This window comes from Rhodococcus sp. C1 (assembly GCF_020809065.1).
GTDB lineage: Bacteria > Actinomycetota > Actinomycetes > Mycobacteriales > Mycobacteriaceae > Rhodococcus_F > Rhodococcus_F qingshengii.
This window is the reverse complement of sequence record NZ_CP078080.1, coordinates 4,599,272-4,620,151: the sequence shown is the minus strand read 5'-3', so window position 1 is coordinate 4,620,151 and position 20,880 is coordinate 4,599,272. Positions and strand designations below refer to the sequence as shown.

26 protein-coding genes are annotated in these 20,880 nt (G+C 63.8%); 14 read left to right on the top strand and 12 right to left on the bottom strand.

Translation table 11 applies throughout. The features are described from left to right. Window positions 1-88: 88 nt before the first annotated feature. The gene (locus tag KTR60_RS21095) at window positions 89-1,519 is read right to left on the bottom strand and encodes a gamma-aminobutyraldehyde dehydrogenase (protein ID WP_003946421.1); all 1,431 of its coding nucleotides are present in this window, start codon (window positions 1,517-1,519) and stop codon (window positions 89-91) included. A gap of 169 nt (window positions 1,520-1,688) precedes the next feature. On the opposite strand from KTR60_RS21095, the gene KTR60_RS21090 reads away from it, so the two are divergent. Beyond that, window positions 1,689-3,206: a PucR family transcriptional regulator gene (locus tag KTR60_RS21090; protein ID WP_003946355.1), complete on the top strand. Its 1,518-nt coding sequence runs from the start codon at window positions 1,689-1,691 to the stop codon at window positions 3,204-3,206. A gap of 36 nt (window positions 3,207-3,242) precedes the next feature. Here KTR60_RS21090 and KTR60_RS21085 read toward each other — a convergent pair whose 3' ends face one another. The 7 genes from KTR60_RS21085 to rpmB all read right to left on the bottom strand — a co-directional run bounded on the left by KTR60_RS21085 (window position 3,243) and on the right by rpmB (window position 7,291). Continuing rightward, a complete protein-coding gene (locus KTR60_RS21085; protein ID WP_007727552.1) occupies window positions 3,243-4,604 on the bottom strand; it encodes a flavin monoamine oxidase family protein in 1,362 nt (453 codons plus the stop codon). A gap of 154 nt (window positions 4,605-4,758) precedes the next feature. Beyond that, window positions 4,759-5,223, bottom strand: coding sequence for a hypothetical protein (locus KTR60_RS21080; protein WP_007727550.1), 465 nt, complete (start codon window positions 5,221-5,223; stop codon window positions 4,759-4,761). Window positions 5,224-5,242: 19 nt separating this feature from the next. Then, entirely contained in the window at window positions 5,243-6,181 is a 939-nt protein-coding gene (locus KTR60_RS21075; protein ID WP_221741750.1) for an AEC family transporter, read from the bottom strand. A gap of 129 nt (window positions 6,182-6,310) precedes the next feature. Beyond that, window positions 6,311-6,568 (bottom strand): 30S ribosomal protein S18, encoded by a 258-nt coding sequence (gene rpsR, locus KTR60_RS21070; RefSeq protein ID WP_003946414.1) that lies wholly within the window; start codon window positions 6,566-6,568, stop codon window positions 6,311-6,313. Between the two features lie 9 nt (window positions 6,569-6,577). Then, window positions 6,578-6,883 (bottom strand): 30S ribosomal protein S14, encoded by a 306-nt coding sequence (gene rpsN, locus KTR60_RS21065; protein WP_003946379.1) that lies wholly within the window; start codon window positions 6,881-6,883, stop codon window positions 6,578-6,580. Between the two features lie 2 nt (window positions 6,884-6,885). Next, a complete protein-coding gene (rpmG, locus tag KTR60_RS21060) occupies window positions 6,886-7,050 on the bottom strand; it encodes a 50S ribosomal protein L33 (protein WP_003946358.1) in 165 nt (54 codons plus the stop codon). 4 nt (window positions 7,051-7,054) lie between these two features. Beyond that, on the bottom strand, window positions 7,055-7,291 hold the full coding sequence (rpmB, locus tag KTR60_RS21055; RefSeq protein WP_003946346.1) for a 50S ribosomal protein L28: 237 nt from the start codon (window positions 7,289-7,291) through the stop codon (window positions 7,055-7,057). A gap of 104 nt (window positions 7,292-7,395) precedes the next feature. Between rpmB and mrf the strand changes: the two genes are divergently transcribed. The 9 genes from mrf (at window position 7,396) to KTR60_RS21010 (ending at window position 14,386) form a co-directional block, all read left to right on the top strand. Continuing rightward, window positions 7,396-8,649 (top strand): ribosome hibernation factor-recruiting GTPase MRF, encoded by a 1,254-nt coding sequence (gene mrf / locus KTR60_RS21050; protein WP_128637894.1) that lies wholly within the window; start codon window positions 7,396-7,398, stop codon window positions 8,647-8,649. Beyond that, the gene (locus tag KTR60_RS21045; protein ID WP_003946367.1) at window positions 8,646-8,900 is read left to right on the top strand and encodes a type B 50S ribosomal protein L31; all 255 of its coding nucleotides are present in this window, start codon (window positions 8,646-8,648) and stop codon (window positions 8,898-8,900) included. Before mrf ends, KTR60_RS21045 begins: the two co-directional genes overlap by 4 nt. Further along, the gene (rpmF, locus tag KTR60_RS21040) at window positions 8,900-9,073 is read left to right on the top strand and encodes a 50S ribosomal protein L32 (protein ID WP_007727540.1); all 174 of its coding nucleotides are present in this window, start codon (window positions 8,900-8,902) and stop codon (window positions 9,071-9,073) included. Before KTR60_RS21045 ends, rpmF begins: the two co-directional genes overlap by 1 nt. 18 nt (window positions 9,074-9,091) lie before the next feature. Further along, window positions 9,092-9,703 (top strand): trimeric intracellular cation channel family protein, encoded by a 612-nt coding sequence (locus KTR60_RS21035; RefSeq protein ID WP_003946409.1) that lies wholly within the window; start codon window positions 9,092-9,094, stop codon window positions 9,701-9,703. Between the two features lie 70 nt (window positions 9,704-9,773). Then, window positions 9,774-10,460 carry a response regulator transcription factor gene (locus KTR60_RS21030; RefSeq protein ID WP_003946387.1) on the top strand — a complete coding sequence of 229 codons (687 nt, stop codon included), beginning with the start codon at window positions 9,774-9,776 and terminating at the stop codon, window positions 10,458-10,460. A 65-nt stretch (window positions 10,461-10,525) separates the two neighbouring features. Continuing rightward, window positions 10,526-11,905 (top strand): HAMP domain-containing sensor histidine kinase, encoded by a 1,380-nt coding sequence (locus tag KTR60_RS21025; RefSeq protein WP_020908630.1) that lies wholly within the window; start codon window positions 10,526-10,528, stop codon window positions 11,903-11,905. A 226-nt stretch (window positions 11,906-12,131) separates the two neighbouring features. Beyond that, on the top strand, window positions 12,132-13,625 hold the full coding sequence (locus tag KTR60_RS21020; protein ID WP_228401224.1) for a S1C family serine protease: 1,494 nt from the start codon (window positions 12,132-12,134) through the stop codon (window positions 13,623-13,625). Window positions 13,626-13,705: 80 nt separating this feature from the next. Further along, entirely contained in the window at window positions 13,706-14,203 is a 498-nt protein-coding gene (locus KTR60_RS21015; protein WP_176720912.1) for a MogA/MoaB family molybdenum cofactor biosynthesis protein, read from the top strand. Window positions 14,204-14,209: 6 nt separating this feature from the next. Beyond that, window positions 14,210-14,386 carry a hypothetical protein gene (locus tag KTR60_RS21010; RefSeq protein WP_165639126.1) on the top strand — a complete coding sequence of 59 codons (177 nt, stop codon included), beginning with the start codon at window positions 14,210-14,212 and terminating at the stop codon, window positions 14,384-14,386. Window positions 14,387-14,445: 59 nt separating this feature from the next. On the opposite strand, the gene mscL is transcribed toward KTR60_RS21010, so the two are convergent. The 4 genes from mscL to KTR60_RS20990 form a co-directional block, all read right to left on the bottom strand. Then, window positions 14,446-14,868: a large conductance mechanosensitive channel protein MscL gene (gene mscL, locus KTR60_RS21005; protein WP_030536328.1), complete on the bottom strand. Its 423-nt coding sequence runs from the start codon at window positions 14,866-14,868 to the stop codon at window positions 14,446-14,448. 99 nt (window positions 14,869-14,967) lie between these two features. Then, window positions 14,968-15,714: an SAF domain-containing protein gene (locus KTR60_RS21000; RefSeq protein WP_073512730.1), complete on the bottom strand. Its 747-nt coding sequence runs from the start codon at window positions 15,712-15,714 to the stop codon at window positions 14,968-14,970. Between the two features lie 77 nt (window positions 15,715-15,791). After that, window positions 15,792-16,103, bottom strand: coding sequence for an FmdB family zinc ribbon protein (locus KTR60_RS20995; protein WP_003946378.1), 312 nt, complete (start codon window positions 16,101-16,103; stop codon window positions 15,792-15,794). A gap of 111 nt (window positions 16,104-16,214) precedes the next feature. Then, on the bottom strand, window positions 16,215-16,793 hold the full coding sequence (locus KTR60_RS20990; RefSeq protein ID WP_042921299.1) for a 5-formyltetrahydrofolate cyclo-ligase: 579 nt from the start codon (window positions 16,791-16,793) through the stop codon (window positions 16,215-16,217). A gap of 59 nt (window positions 16,794-16,852) precedes the next feature. On the opposite strand from KTR60_RS20990, the gene KTR60_RS20985 reads away from it, so the two are divergent. The 4 genes from KTR60_RS20985 (at window position 16,853) to glpR (ending at window position 20,808) form a co-directional block, all read left to right on the top strand. Next, window positions 16,853-17,764, top strand: coding sequence for a UTP--glucose-1-phosphate uridylyltransferase (locus tag KTR60_RS20985; protein WP_003946415.1), 912 nt, complete (start codon window positions 16,853-16,855; stop codon window positions 17,762-17,764). A gap of 125 nt (window positions 17,765-17,889) precedes the next feature. After that, the gene (glp, locus tag KTR60_RS20980) at window positions 17,890-19,149 is read left to right on the top strand and encodes a gephyrin-like molybdotransferase Glp (RefSeq protein WP_007727526.1); all 1,260 of its coding nucleotides are present in this window, start codon (window positions 17,890-17,892) and stop codon (window positions 19,147-19,149) included. Between the two features lie 21 nt (window positions 19,150-19,170). Continuing rightward, complete coding sequence (locus tag KTR60_RS20975) at window positions 19,171-19,806, top strand: GNAT family N-acetyltransferase (protein ID WP_007727523.1); 636 nt, start codon at window positions 19,171-19,173, stop codon at window positions 19,804-19,806. A gap of 267 nt (window positions 19,807-20,073) precedes the next feature. Further along, window positions 20,074-20,808 carry a gephyrin-like molybdotransferase receptor GlpR gene (gene glpR, locus KTR60_RS20970; protein ID WP_007727521.1) on the top strand — a complete coding sequence of 245 codons (735 nt, stop codon included), beginning with the start codon at window positions 20,074-20,076 and terminating at the stop codon, window positions 20,806-20,808. The last annotated feature ends 72 nt before the right edge of the window (window positions 20,809-20,880 follow it).

The window sequence follows — 20,880 nt, the reverse complement described above, 5'->3', positions numbered from 1 at the left end:
TGGCTCTTTTCCGGATTGGAGGAATCTGCTGTGCGCCTTTATTAACCGCGGGGGGTTGATAAAGGCGCACAGCAGGAGGGGCGGCGACTCAGTCGTGCGAACTCATGACGTGCTTGAGACGGGTGTAGTCCTCGACTCCGTAGGCCGAGAGATCCTTGCCGTAACCGGAATACTTGAAGCCGCCGTGCGGCATTTCGGCGACGAGCGGGATGTGGCAGTTGATCCACACCGCACCGAAGTCGAGAGCAGCGGAGACGCGTTGCGTGACACCGTGATCCTTGGTCCAGATGCTCGAGGCCAGGCCGAACCGAACGTCGTTGGCAAGCGTGATCGCCTCCTTCTCGTCGGAGAAGCTCTGGACTGTGAGGATAGGACCGAAAGTCTCTTCCTGCACGATGTCGTCCGATTGCGCGACGCCGGTGATGACGGTCGGCTCGAAGAAGAATCCGGTTTCGCCCGAACGCTTTCCGCCGGTAACGATCTTGGCCGACGCCGGCAGGTTCGCGATCTTGTCGCTCACGGCGTTGAAGTGATTGATGTTGTTGAGCGGGCCGTAGAAGGCATCAGGATCGGAAGGCGCTCCGGGGCGCAGCTTCTCGGCGTTCCGGACGAGGGCTTCGACGAGCTGATCGTGGATGGACTCGTGAACGATCACGCGAGTGGCCGCGGTGCAATCCTGGCCGCCGTTGAAGAACGCTGCCTCGGCGATGCCGGTGGCGGTCTTCTCGATGTCGACGTCGCCGAAGACGATCGCCGGCGCTTTGCCGCCCAGTTCGAGGTGCGCGCGCTTGAGTTGCTGTGCTGCGGACACGGCGACAGCGATGCCCGCCCGCACCGAACCGGTGATCGAGACGAGACCGAGGGCCGGGTTCTCCACCAACGTCGCGCCGGTTCCGCCGTTGCCGAGCACGACGTTGAACACGCCGTCCGGCAGGATGCCCTTCGAGAGCTTCGCCAGGACCAGCGTGCTGCCCGGTGTGGTGTCGCTGGGCTTGAGGACGATCGTGTTGCCGGCCGCGAGGGCGGGCCCGATCTTCCACAGCGCCATCATGAACGGGTAGTTCCAGGGCGTGACCTGACCGACGACGCCGATCGGCTCACGACGGACGTAGGAGGTGAAACCCTCCATGTACTCTCCGGCCGCTTTGCCCTCGAGAAGTCGTGCAGCTCCGGCGAAGAACCGCATCTGATCGGCTCCGACCTTGACCTCTTCGTCGGCGATCATCTGGTGGGCCTGGCCGGTGTTGGCGCTTTCGGCTGCGACGATTTCGTCGCTGTGCGCTTCGATGGCGTCGGCGAGCTTGAGGAGTGCAGCCTGCCGCACGCTCGGCGTCGTCTTGCCCCAGGTCTCGAATGCTCTCTGTGCGGCTTCGACGGCGGCGTCGACGTCTTCCTTCGTGGAGACCGGCGTACGCCCGACCACACTCTCGTCTACGGGGTTGATCAGGTCGAGTGTTTCCGTCGCGGCTGAGGCGACGAATTCACCGTTGATGTAGTTCTCGAGTACGACGATCGACATCGGTACCGGTTCCTCTCGAGGTCGAACGAGTTCCGGCCGAGGTGATCAGCACGGAACTCGCACTTTGTGGGGCGTGTGTGAGCAAGTGTGCGCTGACTCACAAGTAAAGGCAGCTGCCAAAAAGGTGAAATCTTTGATCGCCGACGCGCCGAGTTGTACAGTCCAGCCCATGACGATCGCTGTGCGGTGGATGTTGGCGCAGCCGGACCTCGCGCTGGAACTCAAAGGCGGCGCCCAGGGCGTCGGTCGCGAAATCACATTTGCGCACGCCACGGAGTTGCTCGACCCTTTCCGGTGGTTGACCGGCGGCGAATTCATCCTCACCACCGGCATCCGATTGCCGTCCACTCAGCAAAAGCGCGGCCGCTATCTCCGAATGCTCGACGCGGCAGGTGTGGCGGCGGTGGGATTCGGAACCGGGCTCTCGTACCCCGAGGTCCCGGCCGATCTGGTGGCCGTCGCCGACGAGATCGGACTCCCGCTGATCGAGGTGCCGCTGCCGACGCCTTTTGCTGCCGTCGTCAAGCGTGTGATGAGCCGGTTGGCAGAGCAGGAATACGAAGCGGTCCTCCGGGCGTCGCGGGCGCAACCGCGAATGACTCGTGCCGTCATTTCCGGCGGAACGGCTGCGACCGTGCGTGAACTGGCGATCGCGACTTCGGCGACGGTGCTTCTTCTCGACGTCGCCGGAAGAGTTCTCGAGAGCTCACCTCAACTGCCGACGGACGACGTGATCGACGAACTGCGAGCAACTCTCGGGGGCGGTGCCTCCAGTAGCGTGACGCTCGCAAGGTCTGGAGCGTCGATCGCGGTGCAGCAGATCAGCGTCGGGCGAACGCCGTACGGATACCTGGCGGTGATCAGTGCTTCGGCGCTCAGCTACGTCGATCAGATACTGCTCGGTCACGCGAACTCGTTGTTGGCGTTGGACTTCGAGAAACCTGCGCGCCTGCGTGCTACTCAGGATCAGTTGAATTCGCACGCCCTCGGGCTGCTGCTCACCGAGGATCGCGACCCGGCGCCGGCGTGGCAACAGATCAGGCAGGCCGCCGACGGCGAGGGAATGATCCGAGGATTGACAGTTCTTGCCGACACGTCCGACGTAGCGGGACGCGTCGGAGCCGAGATTGCCGAGTTCATGAACAAGGCAGGGCGGCAGTTGTTCTCGCGGATCAACGACACTCGCGTCACGGTGCTGCTGCGTGGAACCGACGACGTCGAGTTCGCCCGAGAGCTGCTCGGCGGGGTATCGAGGTCGGATCTTCGCGCGCTTCGTGTCGGCTTGAGCGCGCGACGGGTGGTCGCTGCGCTGGCGGTCGCCGTCGAACAGTCCCAGCTGTGTGCGTCGGCGGCGGAAATCGGTGGCGAACCTTTGGAATTCGCGGCGCTGACCGGAAGTGTGCTGCTGTCTTTCGATTCGACGCGTGAAGTGCTCAACACGCTGGCGGAAACGATGATCACACCGATCGAGGACTACGACCGTGACAACGGCACCGAACTGCTGGCGTCGTTGCGGGCATTTCTCGAGGCCAACGGACACTGGGAAGCGGCCGCCATCACGATGGGCGTTCACCGGCACACACTGCGGAGCCGAATGGCGAAGGTGGAGAGCCTGATCGACTGTCGGCTGGAAGTGGCCAGGGTTCGGGCCGAACTACTGCTCTCGATCATTGCCCGGCAATCGTGACTGCCGGGCAATGATCGAGACTTGGCAAAGCGGCCGTCAGGCCTTGCTGCGAGCGATGATGTCGGCTGCGGTTCGCTGACCCATCCGAACGGCACCGTCGACGTGCTGGTATCCCTCGGCCGCAATGTCGGAGCACGAGAAGTGAATCGGGCCGACGGGCGTGCGGGAATCCGCGCCGTAGCGGTGCAGGCCTCCGAGGTCGAAGCTCGCTGCGTACGCACCGCGGGTCCATTCCTCCGAGCCCCAGTCGGATTCGTAGTACACAACCGGCTCTTCGGCCTTCGGGCCGAGATAGCGGGCAAGTGAGGCCAGAATCGTGGCCTTACGCTCCTCGACGGAAAGCTCGAACATCGCGTCGGCCTTCTCGTCGGAGACGAACGCGACCAGGGTGCCGCGATCGTCCTCGTGGTTGGTGTTGTCGTACACCTCCTGCACTACCTCGGACGCGCCGAAGCCGGTGCCGGAGAGGCCGTCTTCGCGCCAGAAAGGCGTCTCGTACACCGCGTGAACCTTGATGACGAGGCCGAGGGACTGGTGCTGGTGCATCTGGTGCTGACGACGCGGCAGCGGGGGATCGTACGAGATTCGGGAGTAGAGGTTGGGCGGTACGGCCAGGATCACTCGGCTTGCCTCGACGCGAACATCGCCGTCCGCCAACACCGTTGCACCGGATTCGTTCCACTTCACCGTTCGCACGGGTGCGTTGAGGAAGACGTCGTCACCGAGGGCCTCCGCCATGCGGATCGATACCTGCTGCATTCCGCCGATCACTCGCTTGTCGAGGATGAAGTCCTCGTCGACAAGGTGGGAGAACGAACCTGCGGAAGCGGCCATGAGTACGGCCTGCAGGGCAGAGAACGAGTGGGCGGGCTTGGTGAGCATGCCACCGGCGATGAAGAGGCCGATGTTGTCACGTGCCTCGGCGTCGTCGGACTGATTGATCAGCCACTGCTTGAAGGAGACTGTGTCGAGATCGCGGGCGAGGGGATGTGCCCACGGTTCCTCGGCGCCGATCTGTGCTGCGAGATCGTCCATCTCGTCGATGAGACGGTCCATCTCCTTCTTCGTGGTGTCGTTCGTGGGGAAGGAATCACCCGTGTACTGCGTCCGCTCACCTGCCGACGAGATGTAGACGGACTCGCCCTCGCGGTAGCGCTCGAAAGTTTTCAGGCCGAGTTCGTCGAGCAAGGAGATCAGCGCGGTCTGGTCGGGGGAGACCCACTGGCCGCCGATTTCCAGAACTGCTCCGTCGATGGTGTCGGTCCACGTGCGGCCGCCGACGCGGTCGCGCGCTTCGATCACAGCGACGGTCAAACCGGCCTTGCGCAGCGCGGTTGCAGCTGCCAGGCCAGAGGGGCCGGCACCGACGATTGCAACGTCTCTCTGGAGAGTAGGCACTTGCGAGCTCCTTCATGTTGAGCACCGCTCGAGTCGAAAGCTGCCGACGAGCGAGTGAACGGGTGTCGGTTTTCAGTCTGTCCCGAGGAGACGCACACCACACCTGACGAAACGGCGTGTTCGATCGTCGAACTTGTGCCGTTTAGGCGCGCAGCTAGCCGTTGATGACGTGACGATCGCCGAGCGGTCGGCTCAGCGGGACATCCAAGCTGCCGAACACGGCAACCAGAATGCACATCTTGTCCGCGGCCTCGGGCAGTGCCCCGGTTCGGAGCGTGACGATCACCGTCGTATCGGTCTCTTCGACGGTTGCGTACGCGCCGTAGCACTCCGGAGTGCCGGTCACGAAGTGGACGGCCACCGTGTGATCGTCGACCTCGGACCACGATTCGAACATCGTGGCCGTCGCACCCACGATGTCGGTGCGGCTGTCGAACTCCGTGCCCATCTCGCTGTCGTCGACCTCGTCGGGAACGGGGGTTCCGAGCGACCAGTCGGCGGGACTTGCTTCGTTGGCCGCCATCGGATTCGGTGCGGCAACCGGCCCCGTGGTCTGGGCCCCGACGGAGCATCCGGCCACAGCAAGGCAGGCCAGAACGGCGAGGGTTAGTACACGCATGAATCCACCGTAACCCTGCTCAAGCGAGTAGCGCTGTGACCAGCGCAATTGCGGGAATTGACGCCAAAGTGGTGACAAAGGCACTGTCTCGGGCGAGGACCATTCCGCGCCGATAGCGGCTTGCATAGATGAAGACGTTCTGCGCCGTCGGCAACGTCGAGACGACCACGATGGCGAACAACTGATGACCGTCGATGCCGAGGAGGAAATGCGCCATCAGATAGGCCAGCACAGGTTGGACCACGATCTTGAGCGTCGATGCCAGCGCGACGTCGCGGCGTGGACTCGAGCCCTTCTCCAGCACCCGCACTCCGTAGAGCGAGAGCCCGAATGCCAACAGCGCACCGGGTACCGACGTCGCGCCGATCAATTCGAAAGGCTGCATCAGCGGCCGGGGCGGTACCCAACCGATCAACGCGACGATCAACCCCGCAGCGCCCGCGAGCACGATCGGATTCTTGAACGGGGCGGTGACGGTGTCGATCAACGAGAGCTTCTCGGCATCCGCGCCGCGAAGGGCCGTCAGATCGAGGATCGTCAAGGCGATCGGGGAGTACACGACGATCTGAAAGAGCAGGAGCGGCGCGACGAACGTGGCATCGCCGAGCACGAACACCGCGATCGGGATTCCGAGGTTGGCTGAATTCACGTACGAAGCCGACAGCGCGCCGATGGTCAGTTCGGGTAGCGGCCGGTTGAGCCAGATCTTTGCGACGACGACGTACAGAGCGCCGACGGCAAAGGCAGTAGTCGACGCAACGGCGAGCGTCGGCGAGAAGATCACCGAAAGATCAGACGACGCGAGGGTGGTGAACAGCAGGGCAGGCGTCGCGACGAAGAAGACGAGTCGACCGAGAACGAACTGTCCTTGGCTACCGAGGGTGCCGAGACGGCCGAGGAGATACCCAACCGCGATGACAACAAAAATTACGGTGAAACCCGCAACAACTCCCGACACGCTGCGGGCACCTCTCGACTGGAATGAACGACTTCGGGAAATCTTAGTCCGGGCAACAAAAAGGCCGCGCAGTCGAGTGACTGCGCGACCTCTTCGGTACTTCTACGTGTGACTACCGAGCACGTATGACTACCGGGCGGCGGTGAAGGGGAGCAACGCCATTTCGCGTGCGTTCTTCACTGCAACGGCGACCTGACGCTGCTGCTGCGGGGTCAGGCCCGTGACGCGACGGCTGCGGATCTTGCCGCGGTCCGAGATGAACGTGCGAAGCAAGTTGATGTCCTTGTAATCGACATGCGTGATCTTCGCTGCGAACAACGGGTTCTTCTTGGGCTTACGACCCTCTACGGGGCGTGGCTTCTTCGACGGTGAACGCTTGACTGCCATCCGACTTCCTTACCAGCTCGACTTGTGTACGCCAGGCAGTTCCCCACGGTGCGCCATTTCTCGCACGCGAATCCGGGAGAGCCCGAACTTCCGCAGGTGGCCGCGCGGACGTCCATCCGCAGCGTCTCGATTGCGCAATCGTACCGGACTGGCGTCGCGTGGTAGACGTTGCAGGGTCGCTTGGGCCTTCGCGCGCTCCTCTGCCGAGCTTTTCGGGGAGCGGATCGTCTCCTTGAGAGCGGACCGCTGCTCCGCGTACCGCTCGACGACGACCCGTCGCTGGTTGTTCTTCGCGATCTTCGACTTCTTGGCCATGCCTACTTCTCTTCTCGGAAATCGACGTGCTTTCGCAGCACCGGGTCGTACTTCTTCAGTACGAGTCGATCGGGGTCGTTACGACGGTTCTTGCGGGTCACGTACGTGTACCCGGTGCCCGCGGTGGACTTGAGTTTCACGATCGGGCGGATCTCGTTGCGTGCCATCTGCTCAGACCTTCTCGCCGCGCGCGCGGATCCGGGCGACGACGGATTCGATGCCGTCGCGGTCGATCGTCTTGATGCCCTTGGTCGAGAGCGTGAGTGTGATGCGACGCCCCTCGCTGGGCAGGAGGTAGGTCTTGCGCTGGATGTTCGGGTTCCAGCGACGGTTCGAACGCTTGTGAGAGTGCGAGACGGATTTTCCGAACCCCGGCACACGTCCGGTCACTTGGCAGTGAGCCGACATGGGTGTTCCTTTCAACTTGCAGATGACAATCATTTTCGACAATGCGGTGAGATCAATGTACCGTTCAACCTCGGTAATGACAATCATTCCCAGAAAGGCCCGCTGTGAACACGATCTTGGACGGCAGGACTCCGCTGGTCCTGGTCGCCGGCATGAGCGAATCCACCCCACACACCGCACGAGCGTTGCTGCGAACGGGAACTGTTCTGGTCCACCACGACCTGAGCCACGTCCGTGAAGGGGTGGTCCGGCGGACGGTCACCTCGATGACCGGGAGTGCCGGGTCTGCCGGCACTGTGTCCGAGCGCGAGACGATCCTCGAGCTCGCGCACGGCTGCGTCTCCTGCACCCTGCGCGAAGACTTGCTGCCGCTCCTGCGCCGGCTTCACTCGCACAGTTCGGTGCAGCGGATCGTGTTGCTGTTGGACCGGCAACTCGAGCCCGAGGCGCTGTGCTGGGCGATCGAGCACGTCGTCGTGACCGGCGTCGTCGGCCAACTGGACGGACCGGCGCAGCGGGACGTCCGCGTCGACGCCGTCGTGACGTGCATCGACGCGGTGACCTGGCTGGCAGACGCCACCGGCGACGAAGCCCTCGACGACGACCGCACCCTGGCTCAGGTCGTCGTCGGGCAGGTCGACTTCGCCGACGCGCTCGTCCTACGCGGGTCCGATGCGCTCGACGGCTGGCAGCGGTCCCGCTTGAACGCGGTTCTCGCGCGCATCGCTCCGCGGGTACCCGTCTTCGATGAGGGAGACGACATCGAGGCACTGCTCCTCGAGGTGCCTGCGGATGCGCGACGCGGTGAACTGGCCGACGCTCACTCACCGTTGCTGCGTCGCCAGCCGCCGCTCGACGACGACGGCGGAGTGATGCTGGTCGAGTTCACCGCGAACCGGCCGTTTCACCCCGGGCGTCTGCACGAGGCGATCGACGTTCTGCTCGAAGGCGTCGTGTACTCCCGGGGGCGCGTCTGGGTGGCGACGCAACCGGGTGAAGCGCTCTGGCTCGAATCGGCCGGCGGTGGCTTGCGGGTTGCGAGCGCAGACACCTGGCTGGCCGCGATGACGCCGGAGCAACGAGAGCGCGTTCCGGCCGAGCGCCGTGCCCTCGCGGCTCTGAAATGGGACGAGCGTTTCGGTGATCGCGACACCTCGATGGTCGTTCTGACCTGCGGTGCGAACCCGCTCGAGATCGACCGAACACTGCAGCACGCCTTGGTCACCGACGACGAATTGGCGGACGAAGCGTCGTGGGCAACGTGGGAAGACCCGTTCGGCGAGTTTCACGAAGACCCGTGTGACGAATCCGAATCACCTTATGCCGAAACCGAATCAACGCGAGAGGGAAACGAATGAAGAAGCAGATGCACCCCGACTACCACCCGGTGGTCTTCCAGGACGCCAGCACCGGCAAGAGCTTCCTGACCCGATCGACCGTGACGAGTGAGCGCACCGTCGAATGGGAAGACGGTGGCACGTACCCGCTGCTGGTCGTCGACGTCACGAGCGACTCTCACCCGTTCTGGACCGGAGCGCAACGTGTGATGGACACCGCCGGACGCGTCGAGAAGTTCGAGCGGCGCTACGGAAAGCGCAAGGCACTCTGATGGCCGTTCCCAAGCGGAAGATGTCCCGTTCCAACACGCGCAGCCGTCGTGCCCAGTGGAAGGCGACGGCGCCCGATCTGGTCGAGGTCACGGCCTTCGGCCAGACCCACCGGGTGCCTCGGCGACTGGTCAAAGCAGTTCGGCTCGGGGTGATCGACCCGAGCCGCATCTGACCGTGCGATCCTTGGCCGGTGCTGCTGAGGATCCTCGAACTGGTGGGCATCGTGGCGTTCGCGGCCTCGGGTGCCCTGGTGGGCGTCACCAAGCGACTCGACATCTTCGGGGTGTGCTCGGTGGGTGTGTTCACCGGCATCGGCGGCGGTATCGTCCGCGACGTTCTCCTCGGCGTCCATCCGCCCAGCTCTCTGAGCAGTTGGCCGTACTTCGGAACGGCCGCCGCCACCTCACTCGCCGTGTTCTACCTCCACGAGCCGCTCAATCGACTGCGTCGTGAAATCCTGGCGCTCGACGCACTGGGGATGGGCTTGTTCGCGAGCACCGGCGCCGTCATCGCGCTGGACAACAACGCCAGTTCGCTGGCGGCGACGTTGATCGGTGCGACCGCGGCGATCGGCGGCGGCGTGATCCGCGACGTTCTCGTCAACGAGGTGCCACTGCTCCTGCACAAGGACCTGTACGCGGTTCCCGCACTGCTCGGCGCTGCGTTGGTGGTCACAGTCTCGCAAGCCGGACTGTCCACCAACGCCGCGCTGGTGTGCGGCACAGCGTTCGCCGCGGTGTTCAGACTGCTTGCGTTATGGCGTCATTGGAGCCTGCCCGGGCCGAGGCGAACCCGGGACTGACCGCGACACGCCGGAGGCCGGAATCGGACCCTCTCAGCCGCATCTCAGCACTTCAGTCCAAACTGTCGGTATGCGTATTTTGGTGGTCGACGACGACCGGGCGGTTCGCGAGTCGCTTCGGCGGTCGCTCAGCTTCAACGGCTACACGGTCGAGCTCGCGGTCGACGGGCTCGACGCACTCGAGAAGATCCTCGCCAACCGGCCCGACGCCGTCGTGCTCGACGTCATGATGCCGCGACTCGACGGACTCGAAGTGTGCCGTCGTCTTCGCAGTGCCGGCGACGACCTGCCCATCCTCGTGCTCACCGCCCGCGATTCGGTCAGCGAGCGAGTGGCCGGTCTCGATGCCGGAGCGGACGACTACCTGCCCAAGCCCTTCGCTTTGGAAGAGTTGCTTGCCAGGTTGCGTGCACTACTTCGCCGCACCGCGCCCGATCTGGACGCCGATTCCGAAATGATGGCGTTCGAGGACCTCACCCTCGACCCGGTCACCCGTGAGGTCAAGCGCGGCGAACGATCGATCAGCCTGACGCGCACCGAGTTCTCCCTCCTCGAAATGCTCATGGCCAACCCACGCCGCGTGCTGACCCGTGGACGCATTCTCGAAGAAGTGTGGGGATACGACTTCCCGACGTCCGGCAATGCCCTCGAGGTGTATGTCGGCTACCTGCGTCGCAAGACGGAAGCCGACGGCGAACCGAGGTTGATCCACACCGTCCGCGGAGTCGGATACGTCCTGCGGGAGACGCCTCCGTGATCACCGCTCCGTTCGGCAAGAACGCCGAACCGAAGAAATCCTCCACCACCCAAGCGTCCGTCGAAATGCGCCCGCCGATGCCACTGACCCGTTCGGTGTCATTACGTTGGCGTGTGACGCTGCTCGCCGCGTCGGTGGTGGCCATTGCCGTCGCAGTCATGGCGATCGCTGCCTACGCGGTGGTTTCGCGTGCGCTCTACGCGGACGTCGATCACCAGTTGCGTACCAGGGCAGCGGTGCTGATCGACAGCAATGTCGTGCGATTCGATCCTCGCTACATCTCCGGTGCGACGCTGTACACCACCGACATCAGTGTGGCCCTGATCTTTTCGGACCTGAGCACGTACCAGCCGCCCGGTTCCGACGTGCCGATCGGTGAAGCCGAAGACGCCGTAGCGCGTGGTGAATCGGATTCCTCGCTGCGAACCGTCGACGGTCAGCGAGTGCTGGCTCAACGAACCCATGACGGAAGCACTTTGGTGATCGGTCAGCGGCTCGCGCCGACCGTTGCGGTACTGGACCGTCTGGCCTGGGTGCTCTTCGTGGTCGGCGGGTGTGGCGTCATACTTGCGGCAGTGGCGGGTACTACCGTGGGCCGCACCGGTTTACGACCCATTGCCAGGCTGACTGCTGCCACCGAACGAGTCGCTCGGACCGACGATCTGACGCAGATCCCCGTAACCGGCAGCGACGAATTGGCGCGCCTGACAGAGAGTTTCAACACGATGCTGCGGGCGCTCGCCGAGTCCCGTGAGCGTCAGTCGCGCCTCGTCGCGGACGCCGGACACGAGTTGCGGACGCCGTTGACTTCGTTGCGCACCAACATGGAATTGCTGATCGCGTCCAGTCGCCCCGGTGCGCCGCAGATTCCCGACGAGGACATGGCAGAACTTCGTGCCGACGTCGTCGCGCAGATCGAGGAACTGTCGACTCTGGTCGGCGACCTCGTCGACCTGGCCCGTGAAGACGCACCCGAAACCGTGTACGAGCGCGTCGACGTCAGCGACGTCGTCGAGCGTGCGCTCGAACGAGCGCGGCGCAGGCGCAACGAAATCGAGTTCGAGGCGGTCACCACTCCGTGGTACGTCTACGGAGATCAAGCGGGGCTGTCGCGTGCCGTGCTGAACGTCCTCGACAACGCTGCGAAGTGGAGTCCGAAGGGCGAACAGGTACGCGTCGAAATGCGACCGGTGGGTCAAGGATTGTTGGAATTGACCGTAAGTGATGCGGGACCTGGCATTCCGGAGGAGGATCGGGAGTTGGTGTTCGATCGTTTCTACCGGTCGACTGCGGCACGTTCGATGCCGGGATCGGGTCTGGGACTTGCGATTGTGCGTCAGGTCGTCGTCAAGCACGGCGGCACCATCGCGATCGACGAATCCGATCGTGGGGGAGCGCTTGTTCGTATCGTGCTTCCCGGTGAACCGGGGCCGAGTGCCGAGTAGCGTGTTCTGTAGACCCGTTGGTCCCGCGCTTCGGTGACTGACGTCACGGCTTAATGCGTTCGGCCCGAAAGTCTTTCGGGCCGAACCGACAACACCGGTTTTTCACGTCGAACTCTGGGTAAAGTGACAGGCACGTCTCAGCGCCTTCTCAGCAGCGCAAGGCAGCATTGTCGGCAGAACAGTTGTGACTGCCCGTCCGGTGGTCACCGTAGACGAAAGCGAGCCGATGACCGAGGACCGTAACGTCGGGCCGACCCGGCCCGAGCAGCCCAACAGCGAACCCACCACCCAGGCGCAGCCGACAGCACCTCAAGCACAGCCGACGGCACCTCAGGCACAGCCCCCCGTGCCGCCGCAGCAGCCTCAGGGGCAGGCGCCTCAGCAGCCGTACCAGCCGACCGAGTCGTTCGCCCGACCCGCCGAAGCCTTCGGGCAGGCACAGCAGCAGCCCACGCAGGCTTTCGGCCACCCGCACGGTGCCCATGAGGCCGCGTACCAGCAGAGCGCCCCGTACGGCGCACCCAACCCTGGTGGCCCCGGCGGCCCGAACGGCCCGGGCGGCGGCCACAATCAGATCCCCGCACCGCTGCAGGGGCCGAACTCCGGTTCGACCACCACCAAGCCGAAGTCGGGACGCATGGCGCTGGTTGCCGGCGCTCTCGCCCTGGTCCTGGTCAGTGGTGGTGTCGGTGGCGTGGTCGGCGCCGTCGTCGCGGACCGCAACGGTGGAACCGCGACGGTCACCAACTCTCTGAACGCTCCGAAGCCCACTGCGACCAACACGTCCAACGCTCCCGCCGGCTCGGTTCAGGCCGTTGCCTCGAAGGTCGTGCCCAGCGTCGTGCAGATCGAGGTAGCCACCGCGCAGGGACAGGGCGGTGAGGGCTCCGGTGTCATCCTGTCCTCCGACGGTCTGATCCTGACCAACAACCACGTTGCCGGCGCACAGGGAGCGCAACTTCGCGTTGCGTTCTCCGACGGAACCAAGGCCTCGGCCACTCTGGTCGGTGCCGACCCCGTCTCCGACATCGCCGTCATCAAGGTCGACGGTCGCAACGACCTCACGCCCATCGATCTCGGCAACTCCGGCGACGTCCAGGTCGGACAGCAGGTGGTTGCCGTCGGGTCCCCACTCGGCCTGGCCGGCACGGTCACCGAAGGCATCATCTCCGCACTCGATCGCCCGGTCTCCACGAGCGGCGAGTCCGGCAACCAGAACACCGTCATCGACGCTCTGCAGACCGACGCAGCGATCAACCCCGGCAACTCCGGTGGCGCCCTCGTCAACATGGACGGCCAGCTGATCGGCATCAACACGGCGATCGCCTCGCTCGGAGCGTCGTCGGGTACCCAAGGCGGTTCGATCGGACTTGGTTTCGCCATCCCGATCGATCAGGCACGCCGCGTCGCCGACGAACTGATCAAGACCGGCAAGGCGACTCAGGCCATGATCGGCGTGACCGTGCCGTCGCAGGACAACGCCGACGGCGCAACCGTAATGGATGTCACTGCTGACGGGCCGGCCGCCAAGGCCGGTATCCCGAAGGGTGCAGTCATCACCAAGGTCGACGATCGTGTTGTCGCAGATGGTGATTCGCTGATCGCGGCAGTGCGTTCACATGCTCCCGGCGACAAGGTCTCGATCACGTACAGCGACGGCGGGCAGACCAAGACCGTCGACGTCACGTTGGGAACCGCGGCAGCGCAGGGCGGTCGATGATGTTCGGCGATCAGCAGACGATCGACCCGATCTTCGGCCAGATCGCAACGGCGTCGGGATCGGACACTACGGTAGGAGTCATGGAACTCGAAGCCACATCGGCCGGCCGCGCTCTGGTCGTCATCGTCGACGATCGCACAGCCCACGGCGACAACACCGACTCCATCGGTCCACTGGTCACGGAACTGCTGAACGAAGCGGGTTTTCTCGTCGATGCGACAGTCGCCGTCGCCGCCGACGAAGTGGAGATCCGCAACGCTCTCAACACCGCAGTCATCGGTGGCGTCGACCTCGTCATCTCGGTCGGCGGTACCGGGGTATCCCCGCGTGACGTCACTCCTGACGTGACCGCTGAGGTTCTCGATCGCGAGATCCCGGGAATTGCCGAAGCACTTCGTGCTTCCGGTCTTTCGGCCGGATCGCTCGAAGCAGGCTTGTCCCGCGGCCTCGTCGGAGTTTCGGGAAGCACCGTGGTCGCCAATCTGGCGTCGACCAGGCCGGCAATTCGCGACGGCATGGCAACCCTGACGGCTTTGGCGAGTCACGTGATCGCCGAGCTCTCCAGCCTCGAGGGCTGAGACAGCTTGTCGGAGCAACGCGATACCCCGAAGAAGCCGTCAGTCGACAAGAAGCGCCTGGCGCGCATCTTCGGGGACGTCTTTCCCGAGACGACGTCGGACGAGCGGGGTCCCGAGGGATCCTCGCGGTCCTCGGACGACGACTGGCTGCGCAGTCAGCGGCCCCCGCACCACGGGGGTTGAGAAGTAAATCAGGCCCCCGGACAATTGTCCGAGGGCCTGATTTGATCTGTGGGCACTGCCTATTCGAGAGTCTTGGCGTGCGCTCCCGTGTCGGCGCCACCGGCATTGGCCGAGAGGATGTCGCGGATCTGGATGAGCAGATCGGTTTCGCTGGCTTCCTTGTCCTCGGGCTCGGAGACGAACTTCTTCTTCGCCGCATTCGCAGGGACGATCAGCACGAAGTAGACGACCGCTGCGATGATGATGAAGTTGATGATCGCGGTGACGACCGCACCGAAGTTCAGGAACGTCTCAGCGGAGTCACCCGTCAGCTGAATGCCCCACCCGTATTCGTTGGCTCCGCCAATCGAAGCGACAAGTGGGTTGATGATATTGCTGGTGAAGGCAGTCACGATGGCGGTGAAGGCCGCGCCGATGACCACTGCGACGGCCAGGTCGAGCACGTTTCCGCGAAGCAGGAAGTCCTTGAATCCCTTGAGCATGTCGGTGTCCCCTCGAGTCTCCGATGGCAAGTGCCAGATGGTCCGTTGATACCGAACCGACTGGAAAAATCCTAGAGGAGCTTCGGACGCTTTGTGCGGTCAGCGGAATGTCACGGTGATCGCATTGGACAGAGATGCCGCGGCTACGACGTTGGCTGCTGGTGTCGGCAGGGCCAGCAAAATCACCTGTTCCTGCTGGTTACGTGTACTTTCCGACGTGGTGACCAAAGCGACTACTGCTCCCGCTGCAAGAATCTGCGGGGCCTTGTCGGCAATTGATTCGTTGGGTGTGTCGGGGTGGGGTGTGTCTGGGCGGGATGTGTCAGGGCCGACGGTCAGGACGTCGACGACGTCCCCGCTGCGCAACATGTCCGCGACGGCCGCATCGGCCAATCGGACGGGGACGATGCGGGCGTCGTCGGTTCCTACCGACAACCCGGCCAGCCGTGGGCTGAGAACGCGCACGTCGGTGACGGTTTCTCCGGAGCGAATCGGGCCGGCAACGGTTCTCCCGACTACCAGGTCGGTGTCGGAGACAACTCCTTCGGGAAGTTGTTTCGAGTCGATCTCGCGGACCTCGACGTCCGAATCCGCAATCACCTGCCCCGGAGTGAGATCGCGGCTCGAGACAACTACGGCGACGGTGTCAGTCGCGGGATCGCCTCGAAAGAAGAGAACAACGCCGAGTGTGGCCAGGACGACCGCTGCGATCTTGCGGACGGTCGCTGAGCGAAACCGTGTGCCGCGTGTCAGTTCGACGACGCGATCGAAGGTGTTCGGCGTGAGATCGAGCTGGGCGCGCAATGGATGGGAGCGCCTCGGCGAACGAGAACGTACTGACGGCATTCATGCACGTTAGGGCCGGAAGCGGTGCTTCCGGCCCTGACAATGTGAACCTGTGGACAACCCGGAGGTTGTGGAAATCAGCTTGCGGCAGCCTTTGCGGGCGCCGGCGTGCTGGTCGACGAACTCGATGTCGAAGAGGAGTCCGACTTGGACTCGGACTTCGCAGCGGGTGCCGAATCGCTCTTGGCCGGCTCGCTCGCAGTCCCGGAGCCGCCGCGGCTGTCGGTGCGGTAGAAGCCGCTGCCCTTGAACACGATGCCAACAGAGTTGAACAGCTTGCGGAGCTTGCCTGAGCAAGCTGGGCAGACCGTCAGCGAATCTTCGCTGAAGGACTGGACGATGTCGAAACGGTTGTCACATTCCGTACATGCGTATGAGTAGGTGGGCACCGGGCTTCCTCCGCACTGTGATGTTCGAGCAGCCGCGTATTTACACCGCAGCCTTTAGCACTCTACAAGTGACAGTGCCAACAGCGCTAATCAGGGATCTATTCCCGCAGATCAATCGCCTTGGAGCGGCGTGAGACCGCCGCTTGGCGTCAATGCCCAGCCCATGGGAATGTCGTGGTCGTCGGCAGGCAAGGCCTCGACGAGTTCGGAGTCTCTGACAATTGCCACGAGCCGAGTCTGTGGTCCGACCGACCCGAGCGTCCGGTCGTAGAAGCCTGCGCCACGGCCGAGGCGTGTTCCGCGAAGATCCACCGCGAGAGCAGGGACAAGCATGCATTCCACGTCGGACAGGGCCTCCGGTGGCAAGACGGGTCCGACAGGCTCCCGAATGCCGTACTTCGCGGGACGCAAACCGTCCGCGCCGCTGTACTCGACCCAGGACAACGGTCCCGGCTCCCCGGTGATCGGAAGTAGTACACGCTGAGCGATCTCGGCAACGGCGTCGAGCAAATCGGTGGATCCTGGTTCGGTGCGGGTGGGGACGTACGCACAGACGACCGAGCCGTCGACAATCACTGAACGTATGTGCGTGATCAACGCCGCAGTTTCCGTGTTTCGAGTGTGCTCGGAGACTGCATCACGTGCTGCGAGTGTGATTTGTCGCCATTGTGCTTTTGTCTGAGGTGTCACCCCGCAACGATATTCGTCGTGCTGACCGAGCGGTAACAAGCGGCGGCTAAGGTGTTGGCATGACAGACGTTGTCGCTAGCAGCACGAGGGCCTTCCGTACGGCCGTGGTTCCCGCAGCCGGACTTGGTACGCGTTTCCTGCCTGCCACCAAGACGGTTCCGAAAGAATTGCTGCCGGTCGTGGACACACCGGGTATCGAACTGGTGGCAGGTGAAGCTGCGGACTCGGGAGCCGAGCGGCTCGTCATCGTGACGTCCCCGGGCAAAGACGGCGTGGTTGCCCACTTCGTCGAGGATCTCGTGCTCGAAAGCAAGCTGGAAGCAAGCGGAAAACTCGCTGCCCTGGCGAAGGTGCGCAAAGCGCCGGGTTTGCTCGAAGTCGACTCCGTGATTCAGGAGCAGCCCCTCGGCCTCGGGCATGCAGTCGGTTGCGTCGAGTCGGTTCTCGACGACGACGAAGATGCCATCGCGGTCCTTCTGCCCGATGATCTCGTACTACCGCGTGGCGTCCTGGAGATCATGGCGCGAGTTCGGGCCAAGCGCGGCGGATCCGTTCTCTGTGCAATCGACGTCCCGAAAGACGCAGTCAGCGCTTACGGCGTCTTCGACGTCGAGATCGTTCCCGACGCGGTCAATCCCGACGTCCTCAAGGTCGTCGGCATGGTCGAGAAGCCGGCTGTGGAAGACGCGCCGTCGACCTTTGCCGCTGCAGGTCGCTATCTGCTCGATCGTGCGATCTTCGACGCACTTCGTCGCATCGAGCCGGGAGCCGGCGGTGAGTTGCAACTCACCGACGCCATCGCTCTCCTGATTTCCGAGGGCCATCCGGTTCACGTGGTGGTGCACCGCGGAACGCGTCATGACCTGGGCAACCCCGGCGGGTACCTCCGCGCTTCGGTGGACCTGGCGCTCGACAGTGACGATTACGGCCCGTCCTTGCGTAAGTGGCTCGCGGATCGGCTCGACCGCTGAGCGTGTCGCCACGGTGGTTGATCGCCCGATAACGCAGTATCAATGTGCTTGTCCCTTTTCGGCGGCAAGGCATCATGAGCTGACGGATATCACCGAATTTCCAGACACAGGAGGACGCGGACCAGATGCGGTCGGTTGAGGAGCAGCAGACCAGGGTTACCGCTGCTGCAGTGGCACCCCGTCCGGTTCGGGTCGCCATCTCGGAGGCGCAGGGACTGCTGTGTGCCGAGGAAGTGGTGACCGAACGCCCATTGCCGGGATTCGATCAAGCTGCCATCGACGGTTACGCGGTTCGTAGTGTCGATGTCGCCGGCGCCGGAGCCGACCTCCGAGGCGAGGACGGCGAGCCTACCGATCTCACCTTGCCGGTGGTCGGTGAGGTGACGGCGGGCTCACGCCAACCGATCCGGTTGCAACCGCGTCAGGCCGTTCGAGTCGACACGGGCGCGCCGCTGCCCACGCTGGCCGACGCCGTGCTCCCGCTCGAAAACACCGACGGTGGTCGCGCTCGCGTTCGGATCTTCGAGCCGGTGCGTTCGGGCGATTACGTTCGCCGTGCAGGCGACGACGTCCAGCCGGGCGACGTGGCCGTTCGGGCAGGCACCATCATCGGAGCCGCACAGGTCGGGTTGCTCGCCGCGGTCGGCCGCGACAAAGTACTCGTCCATCCCCGTCCGCGCCTCTCCGTCATCAGCGTCGGTGGAGAACTCGTCGACGTGGATCGCACGCCGGGACCTGGTCAGGTTTACGACGTCAATTCGTATGCCCTCGCCGCCGCAGCGCGCGATGCCGGCGCCGACGTCAACCGTGTGGGAATCGCAGGCAACGACTCGCGTCGTCTTCGCGAAGTAGTCGAGGGACAGCTGATTCGCTCGGAAATCGTTGTCATCGCCGGTGCCGTGGGCGGCGGAGCGTCCGACGAGGTTCGTGAGGCGCTTGCCGACCTGGGGACACTCGAGGTGGAGCGCGTTGCCATGCATCCGGGATCGGTGCAAGGCTTCGGAAAGCTGGGAAGGGACGAGGTTCCGACCTTTCTCCTACCGTCCAACCCGGTCAGCGCACTGGTGGTATTCGAAGTCATGGTTCGCCCGCTGATCAGAATCGCGCTCGGACGCCGCCAGCCGATGCGGCGAGTAGTGAAGGCGCGGACAGTGGGAACGATCACGTCGATTGCCGATCGCAAGGGTTTTCTGCGTGGTCAGCTGATGCGTGACGAAGCGACAGGGGAGTACCTCGTGCAGGCCCTCGGGGGTGCGCCCGGTGCGTCCTCACATCTCCTCGCGACCTTGGCGGAAGCCAATTGCTTGGTTCTGGTCGATCGAGACGTCACCGAAGTGCACATCGGTGAAGAAGTCGACGTAGCTTTTCTCGCCCAACGTGGGTAACGCCGACCCGAGTGGGGTGTGATGTCAGTCCATCCAGGATGGCCGGAAGATCTCGGCCCGCTGCGAGTGCCCGCGGGAGTGGTGACCGTCCGCCCCGTGAAGCTCCGTGACGCTGCTGTGTGGAGTCGTCTCCGCATTCGCGATCGCGAGCACCTCGAGCCGTGGGAGCCCACCGGAGAATCGCCCTGGGATGCTCGCCACCACATCACCGTCTGGCCGTCCCTGTGCGGAAACCTTCGCTCCGAAGCGCGCAAGGGCAGGATCCTTCCCCTGGTGATCGAACTCGACGGGAAGTACTGCGGGCAGGTCACCATCGGAAATGTGGTGCGCGGCGCTCTGCGGTCCGCCTGGGTGGGCTATTGGGTCGCCTCGCACGTGACCGGTGGGGGCGTAGCCACAGCTGCCGTTGCACTCACACTCGATCACGCATTCTCGAAGGTCGGTCTGCATCGAGTGGAGGCCACTGTTCGGCCGGAGAACGCGTCGAGTCGCGCAGTCCTACGAAATGTTGGGTTCCGGGAGGAAGGTCTTCTCAAGCGCTACCTCGATGTCGACGGCCAATGGCGTGATCATCTTCTGGTCGGAATGACCATCGAGGAAGTACCCACCACCGTCGTCGACAGATTGGTGCGGTCCGGACGCGCTTCGTGGGTGTGACGAAGACGGCGCCAGAAGCGTGAGAAACGCGAGCTAAACAGCAGTTACCGCTGAGTAGTCCTACTTTCGGTCGGGAAAATGTGGTTTTTGATTCAACCAGAACTTGAGACTTTTGGGACTGAACCGGAAGTTCAGTTCGGTACGCGTGTGACACATGAGTATGGTGGGGTTCGGCGCGTCGGCAACGATGCGAGGGCGTCGGCCGTTAACCTTGACTCGTCAACGGCTGGCATAGGTGCTGGTAGGTGATCGGGAGGAGGCCGCGGCATGCCTAGCTCATTCGTGTGGATCGGGCTGGTGGCCGTGTGGCTGTTCGTCCTGGTGCCGATGCTTGTCAACAAGCGCCCCAGGATCCGGCAGACGAGTGACGCGGCACTCGCGACTCGAGTACTCCACCGCGGCGACAGCAACCCTGTTCAGCGCGGGCCGGCAGCAGGACATCGAAGCGATCCGAACTGGCAACCAGAACCAGTGCGCAGCAGCTACGACGCGGAGGACCAGATGGACACTCACGCAGAAGACGACTACGCCGGCGGTCGTGCACCGGTCGGAGAATTTGTTCCGGTTCGGCGCGGCCGAGGCGGATTCGACCCCGAAGCGGATGCCATCGCCCGGGAGGCGCGGTATGCATTCCGTCAGCGGACGTTGCTGGGACTTGCGTTCGTCGCGATTCTCTCGGGCGCTCTCGCATTGATCATCTCGCCGATGGTGTGGTGGTTGTTTGCGCTGACCGTGTGCGGCCTCGGCGGGTACATGGCGTACTTGCGTCGGCAGGTTCGGATCGAGCAAGAGATTCGCCGCCGTCGTACCGAACGCCTCAACCGATCGCGACTCGGAGTCGAATCGCACACCGACGAAGAGCTTCGCCTGATTCCGGCGCGACTGCGTCGGCCAGGAGCGGTTGTCCTCGAGGTCGACGACGAAGATCCGGTGTTCGATCACCTGGATCACTACGAAGAAGAGATCAGGCACACCGAGATGCGTCGCGCGTCCGGTCAGTGATCTTCTGGGCCGATCTCGTCGGGCCGAAAGTTCGTGTCGGGTGATTCCAACGGGAGTATTCGTTCCTGTTAG

Excerpts from the sequence above, each read along its gene's own strand:
- rpmG (WP_003946358.1), bottom strand. The coding sequence starts at position 7,050 with ATGGCACGCAACGAGATCCGCCCGATCGTGAAACTCAAGTCCACCGCG.
- KTR60_RS21080 (WP_007727550.1), bottom strand. The coding sequence starts at position 5,223 with ATGCGTGTACTAACCCTCGCCGTTCTGGCCTGCCTTGCTGTGGCCGGA.
- KTR60_RS21025 (WP_020908630.1), top strand. The coding sequence starts at position 10,526 with ATGCGCCCGCCGATGCCACTGACCCGTTCGGTGTCATTACGTTGGCGT.
- KTR60_RS21000 (WP_073512730.1), bottom strand. The coding sequence starts at position 15,714 with ATGCCGTCAGTACGTTCTCGTTCGCCGAGGCGCTCCCATCCATTGCGC.
- rpsR (WP_003946414.1), bottom strand. The coding sequence starts at position 6,568 with ATGGCAGTCAAGCGTTCACCGTCGAAGAAGCCACGCCCCGTAGAGGGT.
- rpmB (WP_003946346.1), bottom strand. The coding sequence starts at position 7,291 with ATGTCGGCTCACTGCCAAGTGACCGGACGTGTGCCGGGGTTCGGAAAA.
- glp (WP_007727526.1), top strand. The coding sequence starts at position 17,890 with ATGCGGTCGGTTGAGGAGCAGCAGACCAGGGTTACCGCTGCTGCAGTG.
- glpR (WP_007727521.1), top strand. The coding sequence starts at position 20,074 with ATGCCTAGCTCATTCGTGTGGATCGGGCTGGTGGCCGTGTGGCTGTTC.
- KTR60_RS20985 (WP_003946415.1), top strand. The coding sequence starts at position 16,853 with ATGACAGACGTTGTCGCTAGCAGCACGAGGGCCTTCCGTACGGCCGTG.
- KTR60_RS20975 (WP_007727523.1), top strand. The coding sequence starts at position 19,171 with ATGTCAGTCCATCCAGGATGGCCGGAAGATCTCGGCCCGCTGCGAGTG.
- KTR60_RS21095 (WP_003946421.1), bottom strand. The coding sequence starts at position 1,519 with ATGTCGATCGTCGTACTCGAGAACTACATCAACGGTGAATTCGTCGCC.
- KTR60_RS21045 (WP_003946367.1), top strand. The coding sequence starts at position 8,646 with ATGAAGAAGCAGATGCACCCCGACTACCACCCGGTGGTCTTCCAGGAC.
- KTR60_RS21030 (WP_003946387.1), top strand. The coding sequence starts at position 9,774 with ATGCGTATTTTGGTGGTCGACGACGACCGGGCGGTTCGCGAGTCGCTT.
- rpsN (WP_003946379.1), bottom strand. The coding sequence starts at position 6,883 with ATGGCCAAGAAGTCGAAGATCGCGAAGAACAACCAGCGACGGGTCGTC.
- mscL (WP_030536328.1), bottom strand. The coding sequence starts at position 14,868 with ATGCTCAAGGGATTCAAGGACTTCCTGCTTCGCGGAAACGTGCTCGAC.
- KTR60_RS21015 (WP_176720912.1), top strand. The coding sequence starts at position 13,706 with ATGGAACTCGAAGCCACATCGGCCGGCCGCGCTCTGGTCGTCATCGTC.
- KTR60_RS21090 (WP_003946355.1), top strand. The coding sequence starts at position 1,689 with ATGACGATCGCTGTGCGGTGGATGTTGGCGCAGCCGGACCTCGCGCTG.
- rpmF (WP_007727540.1), top strand. The coding sequence starts at position 8,900 with ATGGCCGTTCCCAAGCGGAAGATGTCCCGTTCCAACACGCGCAGCCGT.
- KTR60_RS21020 (WP_228401224.1), top strand. The coding sequence starts at position 12,132 with ATGACCGAGGACCGTAACGTCGGGCCGACCCGGCCCGAGCAGCCCAAC.